A 15,166-nucleotide genomic window follows, 5' to 3' on the forward strand; every position below is an offset into this window, starting at 1 on the left:
CTTCCTTGCAAAGACCGTGTCGCTGGCTTCAGCCATCAGAACACAAAGAACAATCCGCGTGATGGTTCGTGCAGACCGCCCGTCAAGAGAGAGATGAGGTACAAGGCCAAGGCGGCGGCGACAAGTCCATCGACACGGTCCATAACACCACCGTGACCGGGAATGAGCCGGCCGGAGTCTTTTACGCCGAAGCGGCGCTTGACGGCAGATTCCAGCAGGTCGCCGATCTGCGACACGACCGACAGCACCAAAGCGGCAACGGCAAGCAGAAAGCCGGCTTCAATGCCCATCAGACGGCCCACAGCTGCGCCGACGATCACCGCAGCCAGCGCGCCGCCCAAAGCGCCGCTCCAGGTCTTGCTGGGGGATATGGATGGCGCAAGCTTCCTTCCGCCGATCAGTCGGCCGAAGACATAAGCCAGGCTGTCGGTTGTCCACACGACGGTGAACAGGAACACCATCGCAGCCAGCCCGGCTGCAGCACCTTCGCGAATCTGGTCCACGGACACTGCGGCGAGAAGCGCATACACGATGCCCCCGCTGACCCAGATCCCGTTCCGTCCCGATTGCCGCGCTTCATGCGCAACGCCCAGAACCATCGCCGCCAATGCCACCGGCACCACGATCGAAGCGTCCATGTTCAGGATCAGCGGAATGAGAGCGACCGCCAGCAACAGCCACAACACGATGCGGCTGCGCTGCTGCACCCGATTGCCCGCCATTTCCAGCCACTCATAAAGAAGAGCGCAGGCAAAGAAGGCGATCATCAGATGAAAGGCGATGCCACCATAATAAGTGATCCCCAGCACGATGCTGCCGAGGATGATGCCCGAAATGATACGCAGGCCAAGATTGTTGAGGCGGCGCGGGCGGCGGAAGTCCAGACCGGCTTCCCGCTGATTCCTGATCATGATGCAGCTTCTCTTGCCGCGGGGCGTCCGCCATAGCGGCGTTCGCGGCTGGCAAACGACGCAAGCGCGTCTTCCAGATGGGTCTTGCTGAAGTCCGGCCACAGCACCGGCAGGAACACCAGCTCGCTGTAGGCGCATTGCCAGGTGAGGAAGTTGGACAACCGCATTTCGCCGCTCGTGCGGATCACGAGATCCGGGTCCGGCATGCCGGCCGTATCGAGCGAGCGGCTGATCAGCGCTTCGTCGATCGCTTCCGGCGCAAGCTTGCCCACAGCGACGTCGCTGGCGAGGTTACGCATCGTGCGGGCGATTTCCTCGCGCGCGCCGTAGTTGAAGGCAATCACCAGATTGAGCGAGCGGTTGCCGGCGGTCAGAACCTCGGCATCGTCGAGCAGCGCGCGAATATCGGGCGCCAGCGCCGTGCGTTCGCCGATAATCCGGATCCTCACGCCGTTGCGGTGCAACTCTGCCAGATCGCGGCGAATGAACAGCTTGAGCAGACCCATGAGGTCTGCCACCTCGCCTTGCGGTCGCGCCCAGTTTTCAGAAGAAAAGGCGTAAACGGTGAGCCACTCGATGCCGAGCCCCGGCGCATCCCGTACCACCTGGCGCAAGGCTTCCACACCGGCGCGATGTCCCATGACGCGCGGCAGACCGCGGGCCTTGGCCCAGCGGCCATTGCCATCCATGATGATCGCGACATGCGCGGGCGCCACAGCTTCCCCCTTCGCTTCTCGTCAGCTGAAAGGCCGACGCGTCAAACCTGCATGATTTCGGCTTGCTTTTCCGACAGCATTCCATCGATCGAGGTGATCGTGTCGTCGGTCATCTTCTGCACGCGCTCGGACTGCGAACGAACATCGTCCTGCCCGACATCGCCATCCTTTTCGGCCTTCTTGAGACCATCCATCGCGTCGCGACGAACATGACGAACGGCAACGCGTGCATTTTCGGCATAGGTATGCGCGATCTTGGCCAGCTCCTTCCGGCGCTGCTCGTTGAGCTCCGGCAGTGGAATGCGCAAGGTTGTGCCGTCCATGATCGGGTTGAAACCGAGGTTGGATTCGCGGATCGCACGGTCAACGGCGTTCACCATCGACTTGTCCCAGATCGAAACCTGAAGCATGCGCGGCTCAGGCACGGTCACGGTCGCGACCTGGTTGAGCGGCATGGCCGAGCCATAAGCCTGAACCTGGATGGGATCGAGCAGGTTGCTCGATGCACGGCCGGTGCGCAGCGAAGCCAGATCGTTGCGGAAAGCGTTGATTGCGCCTTCCATGCGACGCTGGATGTCCTGGAAGTCAGCACCGTTGCTCATGGGTATCTCCGTCAAACTTGGGTCTAAAGGGCGTGTGCGCGAACTTAGTCGGAAACAACCGTGCAGCGGCCACCGCCGCGCAGGATATCGCCGAACCCGCCCTGTTCGTGAATGGAATAAACGATTATCGGAATGTTGTTCTCGCGCGCAAGCGCAATTGCGGCCGTATCCATGATCGCGAGGTCATGCTGCAGCACTTCCGCATGGGTGATCCGCTCATAGCGTGTCGCGGTCGGGTCTTTCTTGGGATCGGCGGAATAAACACCATCCACCTGCGTACCCTTGAACAGGGCGTCGGCGCCGATTTCAGCGGCGCGCAGTGCTGCAGCCGAATCGGTGGTGAAGAATGGATTGCCCGTTCCGCCGGCAAAGATCACGACCTTGCCCGCATCCATATGCGACTGCGCCTTCAACTGCGAAAAGCTTTCGCAGATCTCCGGCATGGCGATGGCCGACAGCACCACGGCGTCCACGCCGCGCTTGGTCAGCGAGGTGCGCAGCGCCAGTGAATTGATGACGGTGGCCAGCATGCCCATATGGTCGCCGGTCACCCGGTCGCCGCCGGCCGAAGCCACCGCGACGCCGCGAAAGATGTTGCCGCCGCCGATCACGACACCGACTTCGACGCCCATGGCGCGCGCTTCGGCAATGTCTGCGGCGATGCGATCGGCCACCGAAACGTCGATGCCGAAGCCCTGACTCCCCATCAGCGCCTCGCCGGAAGCCTTGAGCAGCACTCGGCGGTAGATCGGCGACTGGTCAGGCATGGGAGACTTCCTTCGGGATTCAAGCGGCACGCATAAGCAAAGCGGCCTGCCGATACACGAAGGGCACCGCGTTGTCACGCGATGCCCCTTGTTTATCACGGCTGATCCCGATGCAGCCTTGCTTGCCGCATAGGAACAACCTTGGTGTTTGAGCTTACTGCTTTGCGGCAGCCGCGACTTCAGCCGCGAAGTCGCTGGTCTCGCGCTCGATGCCTTCGCCGAGAGCGAAGCGTACGAAGCCGGTGATCTTGGCGGGCGCGCCGATCGTCTTCTCGGCGTCCTTCAAGGCAGCCTCAACCGTCATGTCCGGGTTCAGCACGAAAGCCTGCTTCAGGAGAACGACTTCCTCGTAGAACTTGCGCAAACGACCTTCCACCATCTTCTCGATGATGTTCTCCGGCTTGCCGGACTGGCGAGCCTGGTCGGAGAAGATGTCCTTTTCGCGCGCAACAACGGCCGGATCGATTTCCTGCTCGCTCAGCGAAAGCGGGTTGGTGGCAGCGACGTGCATCGCAACCTGACGGGCAAAGCTGCGGGCAGCTTCGGCATCGCCGGTGGTCTCGATGGCAACCAGAACGCCGAGCTTGCCGAGGTTCTCGGCAACGGCATTGTGGACATAGGTCGCAACTGCGCCAGACGTCACGCTCAGCTTGGCAGCGCGACGGAAGCTCATGTTCTCGCCGATCGTGCCGACCGCGTCCTTGATGGTGTCGACAACCGACGACGTGCCGCCGGGATAACGGGCATCCGCCACTTCTTCGGTCGAACCGCTGGTCTCGAGAGCGACCTGGGCCACGTTGCGAACGATCTGCTGGAAAGCGTCGTTGCGGGCCACGAAGTCGGTCTCGGAGTTGACCTCGACCAGAACGCCGGACAGGTCGTCGTTGGCAACGCCGATCAGTCCCTCGGCAGCCGTGCGGCCAGCCTTCTTGTCGGCCTTGGAAATACCCTTCTTGCGCAGCCAGTCGACCGCGGCGTCCATGTCGCCTTTCGTTTCGCCAAGAGCTGCCTTGCAATCCATCATGCCAGCGCCCGTCATGTCACGGAGCTGCTTCACCTGTGCGGCGGAAATCGTCATCTCGAACCTCTCAAATCTGAAATGCGCGGGCGCACCATCGAGGTTTCGATGATGCGCCTGGAGCGGCCGGCTTTCGCCGGCTAAAACATGAACCCGACCGGAACGACCGGGTTCGCGGATCAGGCAGCCGGAGTTGCCGGTGCGTCGCCTTCCGGAGCCGCTTCGAGTGCCGGCTCAACCGGAGCTTCTTCCGAAGCGCCGACGTCGATGCCGAGCGAACCCTGCTGGCGAGCGATGCCGTCGATGCAAGCCTTGGCGATCAGATCGCAATACAGCGAGATCGCGCGCTGCGCATCATCGTTGCCCGGGATCGGGAAGTCGATCTTGTCTGGATCGCAGTTCGAATCGATGATCGCAACGACCGGAATGCCGAGACGCTTGGCTTCCTGAATGGCGATCGCTTCCTTGTTGGTGTCGATCACGAACATCAGGTCCGGCGTCGAACCCATGTCCTTGATGCCGCCGAGAGCCTTGGACAGCTTCTCGCGCTCGCGATCGAGGTTCAGGCGCTCCTTCTTGGTGAAGGCCTGAGCTTCGCCGCCCGACAGGATCTCGTCGAGCTTGCGCAGACGCTGGATCGAATGCGAAATCGTTTTCCAGTTGGTGAGCATGCCGCCCAGCCAGCGGGAGTTGACGTAGTACTGAGCCGAACGCTCGGCTGCATCGGCAACGATGTCGGAAGCCTGACGCTTGGTGCCGACGAACAGCACGCGACCGCCGCGAGCGACCGTATCGGACACGACCTTCAGCGCCTGGTGCAACATCGGCACGGTCTGGCTGAGATCGATGATGTGAACGTTGTTGCGAGCGCCGAAGATGTAAGGCGCCATCTTCGGGTTCCAGCGGTGAGTCTGGTGGCCGAAGTGAATGCCGGCTTCGAGAAGCTGGCGCATGGAGAAATCTGGCGTAGCCATGAGTCTTGTCCTTTCCGGTTGTGCCTCCACGGACCTTGACGACTAGGCGCGAGCCCGCCGCCACCGGAGGTCTTTGCCGGATATCTCCCGGCAGAACACCAAAGTCCGTGTGTGGAATGCGTTGCGCCATACAGGCTGCAGCCAAGAAACGCAAGAGCCGAAGCGTAAAGCCGTGTGCTGTCCAGATTATGCGGTGAGATGATTGACCGAATGGCGGAGGGAGTGGGATTCGAACCCACGGTGAGTTGCCCCACGCCGGTTTTCAAGACCGGTGCCTTAAACCGCTCGGCCATCCCTCCAAGGCTTGGTTCGTCCGCATCATCATGCCGATACCACCAACGCCTTCAGCGGTGGCCTTTAGCCCGCGCCGGATCGCAGCGTCAACTGCGCTTTCGCCTAACGTCCAGATGTCGCCGCCCCGCCCGGCTCTTTTTCCTCATCGAGATAGCGTTCGACGTAGAACATCTGGCCGATACGCAGCGCCACAGCGGCCAGCGGTGTCGCCAAAGCCAGCCCGAGGATCCCGAACAGAACGCCGAACAGAAGCTGCGCCGAGATCGTGAGCGCCGGCGGCAGCGATACGGATTCTTGCTGTACCCGCGGCGTGATCAGGTAGCTTTCGATCGTCTGCACGGCGAGATAAAGGCCAACAACCCACAGCGCCGTCGAAACACCTTCGGACAGGCCGATCAGAACCGCCGGAACGGCGGCGAGCACCGGACCGATGTTGGGAATAAATGTCAGCGCGGCTGCCAACACGCCTAAAATCGCTGCCAGCGGCATGCCGAGCAACCACAGGCCCAGGCCGGTGAGAACACCAACCACCGCCATCGAAACGAACTGCGCCCGCAGCCATCCGCGCAGTGCGACGCCCGATTGCAGCAGAATATCCTTCGCCGTTGCACGCAGGCTCGGCGCGAAAAGCGCCACGAAGCCATTCACATAGGTCGAAGGCGCAATCGCGCCGTACAAGCCGACAAAGGCGATCACAACGGCATTGCCGAGTGCGCCGAGTGAGCTGGAAAAGATAGACGCCGTTCCTTCGGTGGACGGCGCAAGGCTCGACGGGTTGAACGCATCGACGCCACGCTGAACCCAGCTGTGGTCATCGAGGTAGTTCTTGGCGCTTGAGATGGCTGACGGCAGGCTGTCGATGAGCTGCTGCACCTGATCGGCCAGTGCGGCTCCGGCTATCGCCACGAAGCCCGCGATTGCAACAACGAGAAGAACGGAGAAGATCGCCAGCCCCACGCTCTTCTTCACATGCAATCGAGCGGCGATCCAATCGCCGGAACCGCGCAGGAACACGGCCACCAGAATGCCCGCGAACACTGCGAGCAGAACATCGGCGGCCAGCCATAGAACGAGAAGAAAGCCGGCAGCGAGAACAAGAAGGGAGGTCGATCGACGGGTCATTGGGCCCTTTGCCGAGGCTTTATCGTAAAGTTTGCCGTTTGGGCCGGTTCAACAAAGCCGAACCCCTCGCCTGCACCGCGCTATTCACTGCGCAGACGTCAACCACTTCGTTGCTTCTACACCCAAATTATCCAGCGGCGCACTGAGGCGGAAGGCAAAGCCGGAGCGCGGAAATTCCACGCTGCCTTTGCCGCCGAATTCCGTTGAAAGCACGCGCTCGACGATCCGCAGCCCATAGCCCTTGCGCGATGGCGGCGTCACGGCTGGCCCGCCGCTTTCGCGCCATTCGAGATGCAGCATGCCGTCGTCGGCCGTCCACCAGAGATCCACCCGGCCTGCCCCGTTGGACAAGGCTCCATAGCGAATGGCATTGTCGGCCAGTTCGTTGATGCCGAGCGCCAGCATTGTGGCAATGCGCGGCTTGAGCCTGACTTCGTCGCCACGAAACTCGATCCGGTTGCCGAACCGGGTGACGGTGGGTTCGAGTGCGCCCTTGATGACATCCATCATGGATGCGCTGGCCCATGCTTCCTTGGTCAGAACATCATGGCTTCTGGCGACAGCCTGCAGCCGAGCCGCAACGGCAGAGGCGACATCCTGTGCCACACCCTTGTCGCGCAGGGTTTGCAGCACCACGCTTTGAACCTGCGCCAGCGTGTTCTTGACCCTGTGATCGAGCTCGCGATGAAGCAGAAAGCGGTGTTCTTCCGCACGCTTCTTGTCTGTCACATCCATCTGGGACGCGAAGAAGTAGGTCAGCTCGCCGTCGGCATAGACCGGGCACAGAAGAAGCGAGTTCCAGAAGGTCGTCCCATCCTTGCGATAGTTCAGCAGATCGGTCTGGATTTCTTCGCGGTTGGCAACCGCCCTGCCCAGATCGGCAACGGCCTGCTTGTCGGTGTCTGGCCCTTGCAGAAACCGGCAGTTGCGCCCCATGATTTCTGCACGGTCATAGCCGGTCAGCTGCACGAAGGCATCGTTGCAGAACACGATCGGGTTATCGTCCTGACGCGGATCGGTGATGACCATCGGCATGCGGGTGGTTCGCACCGCCGACGCGAATGGATCACTGCTGCCCTTGAACGGTGCATCGAGCTCATCGTGGATGCGGTCTTCTTCTTTTTTGTCCAACGACAATCCTCGATCAGCGACGGCCCGTAAAATGGCGGACCCGCGCTTCCTATAGATCGAAGGAGGCTCAGCGGTCTACAGACTCAAACTGCCTCTCGCAGTCAGGCCGCAGCTTGTGCAGATCGGCCCGCGGCTTCTTCTGCCCGCACCTTTTCCAAGAGGATCTTGATGTGCTTTCGCTTGTGCCAGCGGTTGAGCCGTCGAAACCGGCTTCGGAGGGAAAGCTGACCCTTCTCACCGACACCATCCACGAGCACGAACTCTTCCGTGTCTGCGCCAACATCGGCATAAACGAGATTACCGGGATGCAGCTCCTTCAGCGTCAGATCGCTTGAAACAACCCAGTCTAGAAAGCGCTCCAAGGCGGCGCGATGCGGTGCGCCGTAGACGCCATCCGCCAGCATTTGACGCAGCGAAGAAGCCGGCTGCCCGTCGGCACCCCGCTTCAACTCGCAGACTTCAGCAAGACCCAGATCCGTTTCCACGAAGCCATGGAACTTGGCGATGCGCGGCGGCAGTTCACCCAACCTTGCATAAAGAACGAGATGCGCACGCATTTCGCTGTAGGTGTCGGCGAGATGCCGGAACAGATAGCGGCGATGATAGCGCGGCCGCGGCCTTGTGCGCTCGTCGTCGAGCACATGACGAAGTGGAATCTTCAGGACGAGATCAGGATCGAGCGGATGCTGAAAGACAAACCGTTGTCTGCCAATGCCGAGCGGGTCCCTGCCGGACAACTTTAGGTGGCTCATGAACGGGTGATACTGTCCGCCTCCTGCACATTCAAGCTTTGCCGGCGGCTTTGAAACAGGATCGCTTCACAATGAAGCGAACCTTTGGCGAGGCGAAAAGACCGCATCGGGACGAGGTCTGTGAGGCCGAAACAAAAAGGGCGCCAGATGGCGCCCTTTTCTCGATTTCTGACCGCCTTATTGCGGCAGCTTGTCGTCAACGCCCTGAACATAGAAGTTCATGCCGGCCAGCGTAGCGTCATCGGCGGTTTCGCCCTCCTTCAGCCACTCCGAACCGTCCTGCTTCTTCACCGGTCCCGTGAACGGCTTCAGCTCGCCGGACTTGATCTTGGCTTCGGTGTCTTCCGCCATCGTCTTCACGTCGTCGGGCATGTTCGTGTAGGGCGCCATTTCAAGGATGCCCTCTGCCATGCCGTCCCAGGTGTTGTCCGTCTTCCAGGTGCCATCCAGAACCGCCTTGACGCGCTTCACGTAATAAGTGCCCCAGGTATCCACGATCGCGGTCAGCTGGGTCTCAGGACCGGCCTTGATCATGTCCGAAGCCTGACCGAAAGCATGAATGTTGCGCTCTGCGGCAACCTGCATCGGTGCGGTCGAATCGGTGTGCTGCGTAATGATATCGACGCCCTGATCAACGAGCACCTTGGCGGCATCCGCTTCCTTGGCGGCGTCGAACCAGGTGTTGGCCCACACAACCTTGATCTTGAAGTCCGGATTGACCGACTGTGCGCCGAGCGTGAACGCGTTGATGCCCATGACGACTTCGGGAATCGGGAACGAAGCGATGTAGCCGGCAACGCCGGTCTTCGACATCTTGGCGGCAATCTGGCCCTGGATATAGCGGCCTTCATAGAAGCGCGCATTGTAGACGCCGAGGTTCTCGGCCGTCTTGTAGCCGGTGCCGTGCTCGAACTTCACGTCCGGGAACTTGGCGGCAGCGGCAACCGTCTGGTCCATGAAGCCGAACGAGGTCGCGAAGATGATGGCGCAGCCCGAGCGTGCGAGGCGTTCGATGGCGCGCTGCGCATCCGGACCTTCCGGCACGTTCTCGACGAACACGGTCTCGACCTTGTCGCCGAGTTCCTTGTCGACCTGCTGGCGTCCAAGATCATGCGCCTGGCTGTAGCCGCCATCGGTCTTCGAGCCGATGTAAACGAAGCAGGCCTTGGTCTTTTCCTGCGCCGAAGCCGGCATCGAAACGGAAGCGGCGAGCGCTGCAGCGGTGAAAGCGAGAAGCAGTTTCTTCATTGTGTTCTCCTGTGGAAGATCTGTCTTATGGTTGGACCGAGCCGCGCTTCCCGTCAGCGATCAGGCACGAACGGTTGGCCGAGCGAGGCCGGCGTGTTCATCATGGTAAGGCGACGATTGCGCGAAATGAGCACCAGCACCAGCACCGTCGCGAGATAAGGCAGAGACGACAGCAGCTGCGACGGAATGCCGAGCCCCAGCGCCTGCGCATGCAACTGACCGATCGACACGGCACCGAACAGATAAGCGCCGGCAAGCAGCCGCAACGGTCGCCACGATGCGAACACCACCAGCGCCAGCGCGATCCAGCCACGTCCGGCGCTCATGTTCTCAACCCATTGCGGCGTATAAACCAGGGACAGGTGCCCACCGGCGAGCCCCGCACAAGCGCCGCCGAACATCACCGCCAGATAGCGGATGCCGATGACATTGGTGCCCAGCGCATGCGCCGAAGCATGGTTGTCGCCGACCGAGCGCAACACGAGACCGGCACGCGTGTGGAACAGGAAGCACGTCACGCCGATCACCAGCGCGATCGAAATGTAGAAGATCGGATCCTGCTCAAACAACACCCGCCCGATCAATGGAATGCCTGCCAACCAGTTGAACAGACCAGCGACCGGCTGTCCCACCAGCGGAATCTCGGCAATGCCATTGGCCAGCGTCGGCAGCTTCACGCCGGGCGATCCGACGAAAGCCTCACCGATCATGCTGGACAGACCAAGCCCGAGCAGCGTCAGCGACAAACCCGTTGCCACTTGATTGGTCGCGATCGTCAGCGTTAGGAAGCCGAACAACAGCGAAAACAGCACACCGGCGAGGATCGCCGCCATCATGCCGATCCAGGGTGATCCCGTCATCGCCGCCGCGCCGAAGCCGCACACGGCGCCCATCACCATCATGCCCTCGACGCCGAGGTTGAGCACGCCCGAGCGCTCCACCACGAGCTCGCCGATGGCGGCCAGCAACAAGGGCGTGGCCGCGGTGGCGATGGTGAGAAGGATGCTTTCGGCAATCAACATGATCAGGACCGTTTCGCCGTTAGCGCGTCGCGTACGAGGCGGATGCGGTAATGAATCAGGGTGTCGCAGCCGAGCACGAAGAACAGCAGCATGCCCTGAAACACACGCGCCACCTTGTCCGACAGACCCATCGAAATCTGCGCCGCTTCGCCGCCGAGATAGGTCAGCCCAAGCACCAGCCCGGCCGCAACGATCCCCAGCGGATTAAGCCGTCCCAGAAATGCGACGATGATCGCGGTGAAGCCGTAGCCCGGCGAAATCACCGGCTGCAGATAGCCGATCGCGCCCGCGACTTCCGAAATGCCGGCAAGCCCCGCGAGACCGCCGGACAAGAGAAAGGCGAAGAACACCATGCGCTTGGCCGAAAAGCCTGCAAAGCGCCCTGCCCGTGGGCTTTCGCCCAGCACGCGCACCTCGAAGCCCTTGATGGTCCGGCTGATCATGAACCACGCCGCCACCGCCGCCACCAGCGCAAACACGATGCCCCAATGCGCGCTGCCCGACGACGGAAACAGCTCCGGCAAAACGGCATCGGCATGGAAACGACGCGTCAGCGGAAAGTTGTTGCCGGCCGGATCGCGCCACGGCCCACGCGTCAGCCAATCCAGGAAATTCTGCGCGACATAAACCAGCATCAGGCTGGTGAGGATCTCGTTCGTGCCGAACCGCGTCTTCAACAGCGCCGGGATCGCACCGTAAGCCGCGCCGCCCGCGATGCCCATCAGCAGCATCAGCGGCAGCACGAACGCATTCTGGAAGTCAGGAAACATCACCGGCAGGATCGAGCCGGCAATCGCGCCGGCAACGAACTGCCCTTCCGCACCGATATTCCAGTTGTTCGACAAGAAACAGACCGACAGTCCGACCGCGATCAGGATCAAGGGTGCCGCCTTGATCGCCAGCTCGTGCAGCGACCAGACTTCGAGCAGCGGCTCGACGAAGTAGTAATACAGCCCGTCCACCGGGCTCTTGCCGAGCGCCGCAAAGATCAGCGCGCCGCAGATCACCGTCAGCACCAGAGCGATGAAGGGCGACAAGGCGCTGAACAGCTTGGAATGCTGCGGTCGCTTGACGAGTTCAAAGCGCATCACGCAGCCGCCTCATGTGCGGCATGACCGGGTTCGGCCCCGCCCATCAACAAGCCGATCGCTTCCGAAGTCGCATCCGCCGTCGGCATCGGATTCGACAAACGCCCGTCATGCATGACGGCGATGAAGTCGGAAATCTCGAACAATTCATCTAGATCCTGGCTGATCACCAGCACCGCCGAACCTGCCCGCGCCAGTTCCACCAGCGCCTGCCGGATGCGCGCCGCAGCGCCAGCATCGACGCCCCAGGTCGGCTGGTTGACGACGATCACCGATGGCTGGCGGTCGAGCTCGCGCCCGATGATGAACTTCTGCAGATTACCGCCGGAGAGCGCTGCCGCTTCCGGATCGCTGCCGCTCTTGCGCACATCCATATCCGCCGCGATCCGCTGTGACGCCTTGCGCACGGCGCCCGTAAACACCACGCCGAGCCGGCTGAAAAAGGCGCGGCGATCGGTGCGATGGCGCGACAGGAGAAGGTTTTCCGACAGCCGCATTCCCGGCGCCGCTCCATGGCCGAGCCGCTCTTCCGGCACAAAGGCCGCACCAAGAAGCCTGCGCCCCGAGATCGTCAACCGCCCGGCATCCTTTCCGCGAATGCGGATGGTGGACGCTTCGCGCTGCAGGGCTTCACCCGAAACCGCCTCGAACAACTCGCTTTGCCCATTGCCCGCCACACCGGCAATGCCCACGATCTCGCCGGCATGAACGGTCAGATCCACGTCGCGCAGCGGAATCGAAAACGGCGTCGCCGGCAACCGGTTAAGGCCGCGGATCTCCAGCAGGGCTTCCGCCGCTGTGCCCGCAGCCACCGGCTCGCGCTTAACGGCCTGCACGGCATTACCCACCATCATGCGCGCCAGCGAAGCGGCGGTTTCCAGCCGCGGCTCGCAATGCGCCACCACCTTGCCGTGGCGCAGCACGGTCGCGGCATCGCAAAGCCGCTTCACCTCTTCCAGCCGGTGGGAAATATAAAGGATCGACTTGCCCTCGGCGCGCAGCCGCTCCAGCGTCTGGAACAGCCGGTCGGCTTCCTGCGGCGTCAAAACGGAAGTCGGCTCGTCCAGGATGATCAGCTGCGGTTCCTGGAGAAGGCAGCGGATGATCTCGATACGCTGCCGCTCACCGACCGACAGATCGCCCACCAGCATGGAAGGATCCACCGGCAGCCCATAGGCCTGCGACAGCGTCCGCGCCCGTTCTGCGATCGTGGAAACCGGCACCTTTTCCGGCAAGGACAGTGCGATGTTTTCGGCTGCCGTCAGCGCTTCGAACAGCGAGAAGTGCTGGAACACCATGCCGATGCCGAGCTTGCGCGCGTCACCGGGGCTGGGGATGCGCACCGGCTGGCCGTCCCACAGGATTTCACCGGCATTGGGTTCGAGCGACCCGAACAGCATCTTCACCAGCGTCGACTTGCCGGCACCGTTTTCGCCCAGCAGCGCGTGGATCTCCCCGCGCCGGATCGTCAGGTCGATCCCGTCGCAAGCCGTCAGCGTTCCGAAGACCTTTGTCAGTCCTCGTGTCTCGAGCAATGCCGGACGGACGTCGGCGCTTTGCTGCACCAATGCTTACTCCCGAAGCCGGCTGGTCCGGCTCCTCAAAGGTTTTCTGAAGGCGTCTCTTATGCACTTTATCGCACGAGAACGTCTAGCGAAAGACGCGTTTGCTTCAAGAAGTCGCAGTGATTAATTTCAAGGCAGAAGGATCGTCGTTCCCGTGGTCTTGCGACCTTCCAGATCGCGATGAGCCTGCGCGGCGTCTTCCAGCCTGTAGCGCTGGTTGATGTTGATCGACACAACGCCCTTGGCCACCACGTCGAACAAGGCAGCCGAAGCCTCCTCCAGTTCCGAGCGCTTGGCGATATAGGTGAACAGGGTCGGCCGCGTCACGAACAGCGACCCCTTTTGCGACAGCAAACCGAGATTGAACGGTGGGATCGGGCCGGATGACTGGCCAAAGGTCACGAACAGTCCGCGCGGCTTCAGGCAGTCGAGCGAGCCTTCATACGTGTCCTTGCCGACGGAATCATAAACCACGTCGCACTTCGCACCATCGGTGATCTCGTGAACGCGCTTCACGAAATCCTCTTTCGTGTAGTCGATCACATGGTCATAGCCATGCGCTTTGGCGAGCTCGACCTTTTCCGGAGAACCGGCCGTGCCGATCACGGTTGCGCCGAGATGCTTGGCCCATTGGCCGAAGATCAGGCCGACACCGCCGGCTGCGGCATGATAAAGGATCGTGTCGCCGGGCTTCACGGCAAAGGTCCGGCGCAGCAGATATTCCGCCGTCATGCCCTGCAGCATCATCGCCGCGCCCTGCTCGTCGGAAATCGTCTCCGGCAGCTTCACCAGCCGGTCTGCGGCAATCACGCGCTTTTGCGCATAGGCACCGAGCGGACCGACATAGGCCACGCGGTCACCGACCTGCAATCCGGTGACGCCGTCACCCAGCGCTTCCACGACGCCCGCGGCTTCGTTGCCGGGCACGAGCGGCAAACCATTCGGCGCGGGATACAGGCCGGTGCGGTAATAAACGTCGAGGTAGTTCAGGCCGACGGCTGTGTGGCGAACCAGCGCCTCGCCGGCTTTCGGCTGCTCGACGAGCACATCCTCGTAAACCAGCGCCTCTGGTCCACCATGCGCATGGACGCGAATTGCCTTGCTCATGCTGCTTCCTTCCGTCCAAGCTTCGGGAACACCTGCATGACCCCGCCGATAAAGAAGAGATAGATTCCGGTCACGGCCATGGCGATCTTCACCCATTCGGGGGAATTCATGTTCTGCAACAGGGCCAGAACGGAGATCGCGCACCAGATGAGGAAGATGGTGAGGTTGATGTTGCGCAGGCGCACAACCCGCACCGGATGAAGAAAGCTCATGGGAATGAAGGTGAAGATCGCCGAAAGAACCACCACGGCAAAGGACACATATTCACCGGGCTGGATCACGAACAGCGTGAAGACCACCATGTTCCAGACCACCGGGAAGCCCTTGAAGAAGTTCTCCTTCATCTTCATGCCGGTGTCGGCGTAATAGATGGCGCTCGATACCACGATGATTGCGGCCGACAGGAACGATAGCCCCTCGCCCATGAAACCGCGCTGATAAAGCGCAAAGGCGGGGATCAGGACGTAGGTCACGTAATCGATGATGTTGTCGAGAAGCTCGCCTGACCATGTCGGCAACACTTCCTTGACCTGCAGCTTGCGCGCGATCGGCCCATCGACACCGTCCACGAGAAGCGCGAGGCCAAGCCACAGGAACATGGCCGTCCAGCGCTCTTCACTCGCTGCCACCAGGGACAGGAAAGCCAGAAACGAGCCGGACGCCGTAAAAAGGTGAACCGAAAAGGCACGTGCCTGCGGCGCCGTGACTTTCTTCGGCTTCTTCACGAACTGATCAAGCTTGGACACGGACAATCCACCTTGTCGACGGGCACGACAGCCGGTCGTTCCTGGAAATCTTCATTGTGGCCGTCACTCTTCTGTCGGTGGCATTTCCGCTCGGGGACGCGCG

The 15,166-nt window shown here is 61.6% G+C and carries 15 protein-coding genes and 1 tRNA gene; all 16 read right to left on the bottom strand.

Annotation, left to right across the window (positions count from 1 at the left end; translation table 11 throughout):
- Positions 1 to 35 precede the first annotated feature (35 nt).
- Positions 36 to 911 (bottom strand): phosphatidate cytidylyltransferase, encoded by an 876-nt coding sequence (locus JYU29_RS07395; protein WP_213984025.1) that lies wholly within the window; start codon positions 909 to 911, stop codon positions 36 to 38.
- Positions 908 to 1,600: an isoprenyl transferase gene (locus tag JYU29_RS07400; RefSeq protein WP_250157304.1), complete on the bottom strand. Its 693-nt coding sequence runs from the start codon at positions 1,598 to 1,600 to the stop codon at positions 908 to 910. The genes JYU29_RS07395 and JYU29_RS07400 overlap by 4 nt, the downstream gene beginning before the upstream one ends.
- A gap of 68 nt (positions 1,601 to 1,668) precedes the next feature.
- Positions 1,669 to 2,229 (bottom strand): ribosome recycling factor, encoded by a 561-nt coding sequence (gene frr / locus JYU29_RS07405; RefSeq protein WP_213984027.1) that lies wholly within the window; start codon positions 2,227 to 2,229, stop codon positions 1,669 to 1,671.
- Positions 2,230 to 2,273: 44 nt separating this feature from the next.
- Positions 2,274 to 2,996 (bottom strand): UMP kinase, encoded by a 723-nt coding sequence (gene pyrH, locus JYU29_RS07410; RefSeq protein ID WP_213984028.1) that lies wholly within the window; start codon positions 2,994 to 2,996, stop codon positions 2,274 to 2,276.
- A gap of 154 nt (positions 2,997 to 3,150) precedes the next feature.
- Positions 3,151 to 4,074 carry a translation elongation factor Ts gene (tsf, locus tag JYU29_RS07415; RefSeq protein ID WP_213984029.1) on the bottom strand — a complete coding sequence of 308 codons (924 nt, stop codon included), beginning with the start codon at positions 4,072 to 4,074 and terminating at the stop codon, positions 3,151 to 3,153.
- A 119-nt stretch (positions 4,075 to 4,193) separates the two neighbouring features.
- The gene (rpsB, locus tag JYU29_RS07420) at positions 4,194 to 4,988 is read right to left on the bottom strand and encodes a 30S ribosomal protein S2 (protein WP_213984030.1); all 795 of its coding nucleotides are present in this window, start codon (positions 4,986 to 4,988) and stop codon (positions 4,194 to 4,196) included.
- A gap of 211 nt (positions 4,989 to 5,199) precedes the next feature.
- Positions 5,200 to 5,287 (bottom strand) — tRNA-Ser (locus JYU29_RS07425).
- A 97-nt stretch (positions 5,288 to 5,384) separates the two neighbouring features.
- Complete coding sequence (locus tag JYU29_RS07430) at positions 5,385 to 6,404, bottom strand: AI-2E family transporter (RefSeq protein ID WP_213984031.1); 1,020 nt, start codon at positions 6,402 to 6,404, stop codon at positions 5,385 to 5,387.
- 84 nt (positions 6,405 to 6,488) lie between these two features.
- Positions 6,489 to 7,535 carry an HWE histidine kinase domain-containing protein gene (locus JYU29_RS07435; protein ID WP_213984032.1) on the bottom strand — a complete coding sequence of 349 codons (1,047 nt, stop codon included), beginning with the start codon at positions 7,533 to 7,535 and terminating at the stop codon, positions 6,489 to 6,491.
- Positions 7,536 to 7,636: 101 nt separating this feature from the next.
- The gene (locus JYU29_RS07440) at positions 7,637 to 8,287 is read right to left on the bottom strand and encodes a YrbL family protein (RefSeq protein WP_213984033.1); all 651 of its coding nucleotides are present in this window, start codon (positions 8,285 to 8,287) and stop codon (positions 7,637 to 7,639) included.
- Between the two features lie 177 nt (positions 8,288 to 8,464).
- The gene (locus tag JYU29_RS07445) at positions 8,465 to 9,535 is read right to left on the bottom strand and encodes a BMP family ABC transporter substrate-binding protein (RefSeq protein ID WP_213984034.1); all 1,071 of its coding nucleotides are present in this window, start codon (positions 9,533 to 9,535) and stop codon (positions 8,465 to 8,467) included.
- A 53-nt stretch (positions 9,536 to 9,588) separates the two neighbouring features.
- Entirely contained in the window at positions 9,589 to 10,557 is a 969-nt protein-coding gene (locus JYU29_RS07450; protein ID WP_213984035.1) for an ABC transporter permease, read from the bottom strand.
- 2 nt (positions 10,558 to 10,559) lie between these two features.
- Positions 10,560 to 11,645 carry an ABC transporter permease gene (locus JYU29_RS07455; protein ID WP_213984315.1) on the bottom strand — a complete coding sequence of 362 codons (1,086 nt, stop codon included), beginning with the start codon at positions 11,643 to 11,645 and terminating at the stop codon, positions 10,560 to 10,562.
- On the bottom strand, positions 11,645 to 13,210 hold the full coding sequence (locus JYU29_RS07460) for an ABC transporter ATP-binding protein (protein ID WP_347879870.1): 1,566 nt from the start codon (positions 13,208 to 13,210) through the stop codon (positions 11,645 to 11,647). The genes JYU29_RS07455 and JYU29_RS07460 overlap by 1 nt, the downstream gene beginning before the upstream one ends.
- A 129-nt stretch (positions 13,211 to 13,339) precedes the next feature.
- Complete coding sequence (locus tag JYU29_RS07465) at positions 13,340 to 14,317, bottom strand: quinone oxidoreductase family protein (RefSeq protein ID WP_213984037.1); 978 nt, start codon at positions 14,315 to 14,317, stop codon at positions 13,340 to 13,342.
- The gene (gene pcsA / locus JYU29_RS07470) at positions 14,314 to 15,063 is read right to left on the bottom strand and encodes a phosphatidylcholine synthase (protein ID WP_347879862.1); all 750 of its coding nucleotides are present in this window, start codon (positions 15,061 to 15,063) and stop codon (positions 14,314 to 14,316) included. Before pcsA ends, JYU29_RS07465 begins: the two co-directional genes overlap by 4 nt.
- Positions 15,064 to 15,166 lie beyond the last annotated feature (103 nt).

The organism is Tianweitania aestuarii, from assembly GCF_018457165.1.
GTDB classification, from domain to species: Bacteria; Pseudomonadota; Alphaproteobacteria; order Rhizobiales; family Rhizobiaceae; genus Tianweitania; species Tianweitania aestuarii.

What these genes read in the sequence shown, in the direction of transcription:
- JYU29_RS07450 (WP_213984035.1), bottom strand. Translation starts at nt 10,557, where the DNA reads ATGTTGATTGCCGAAAGCATCCTTCTCACCATCGCCACCGCGGCCACG.
- frr (WP_213984027.1), bottom strand. Translation starts at nt 2,229, where the DNA reads ATGAGCAACGGTGCTGACTTCCAGGACATCCAGCGTCGCATGGAAGGC.
- JYU29_RS07455 (WP_213984315.1), bottom strand. Translation starts at nt 11,645, where the DNA reads ATGCGCTTTGAACTCGTCAAGCGACCGCAGCATTCCAAGCTGTTCAGC.
- JYU29_RS07440 (WP_213984033.1), bottom strand. Translation starts at nt 8,287, where the DNA reads ATGAGCCACCTAAAGTTGTCCGGCAGGGACCCGCTCGGCATTGGCAGA.
- pyrH (WP_213984028.1), bottom strand. Translation starts at nt 2,996, where the DNA reads ATGCCTGACCAGTCGCCGATCTACCGCCGAGTGCTGCTCAAGGCTTCC.
- tsf (WP_213984029.1), bottom strand. Translation starts at nt 4,074, where the DNA reads ATGACGATTTCCGCCGCACAGGTGAAGCAGCTCCGTGACATGACGGGC.
- JYU29_RS07445 (WP_213984034.1), bottom strand. Translation starts at nt 9,535, where the DNA reads ATGAAGAAACTGCTTCTCGCTTTCACCGCTGCAGCGCTCGCCGCTTCC.
- JYU29_RS07430 (WP_213984031.1), bottom strand. Translation starts at nt 6,404, where the DNA reads ATGACCCGTCGATCGACCTCCCTTCTTGTTCTCGCTGCCGGCTTTCTT.
- JYU29_RS07465 (WP_213984037.1), bottom strand. Translation starts at nt 14,317, where the DNA reads ATGAGCAAGGCAATTCGCGTCCATGCGCATGGTGGACCAGAGGCGCTG.
- JYU29_RS07395 (WP_213984025.1), bottom strand. Translation starts at nt 911, where the DNA reads ATGATCAGGAATCAGCGGGAAGCCGGTCTGGACTTCCGCCGCCCGCGC.
- rpsB (WP_213984030.1), bottom strand. Translation starts at nt 4,988, where the DNA reads ATGGCTACGCCAGATTTCTCCATGCGCCAGCTTCTCGAAGCCGGCATT.
- JYU29_RS07400 (WP_250157304.1), bottom strand. Translation starts at nt 1,600, where the DNA reads ATGGATGGCAATGGCCGCTGGGCCAAGGCCCGCGGTCTGCCGCGCGTC.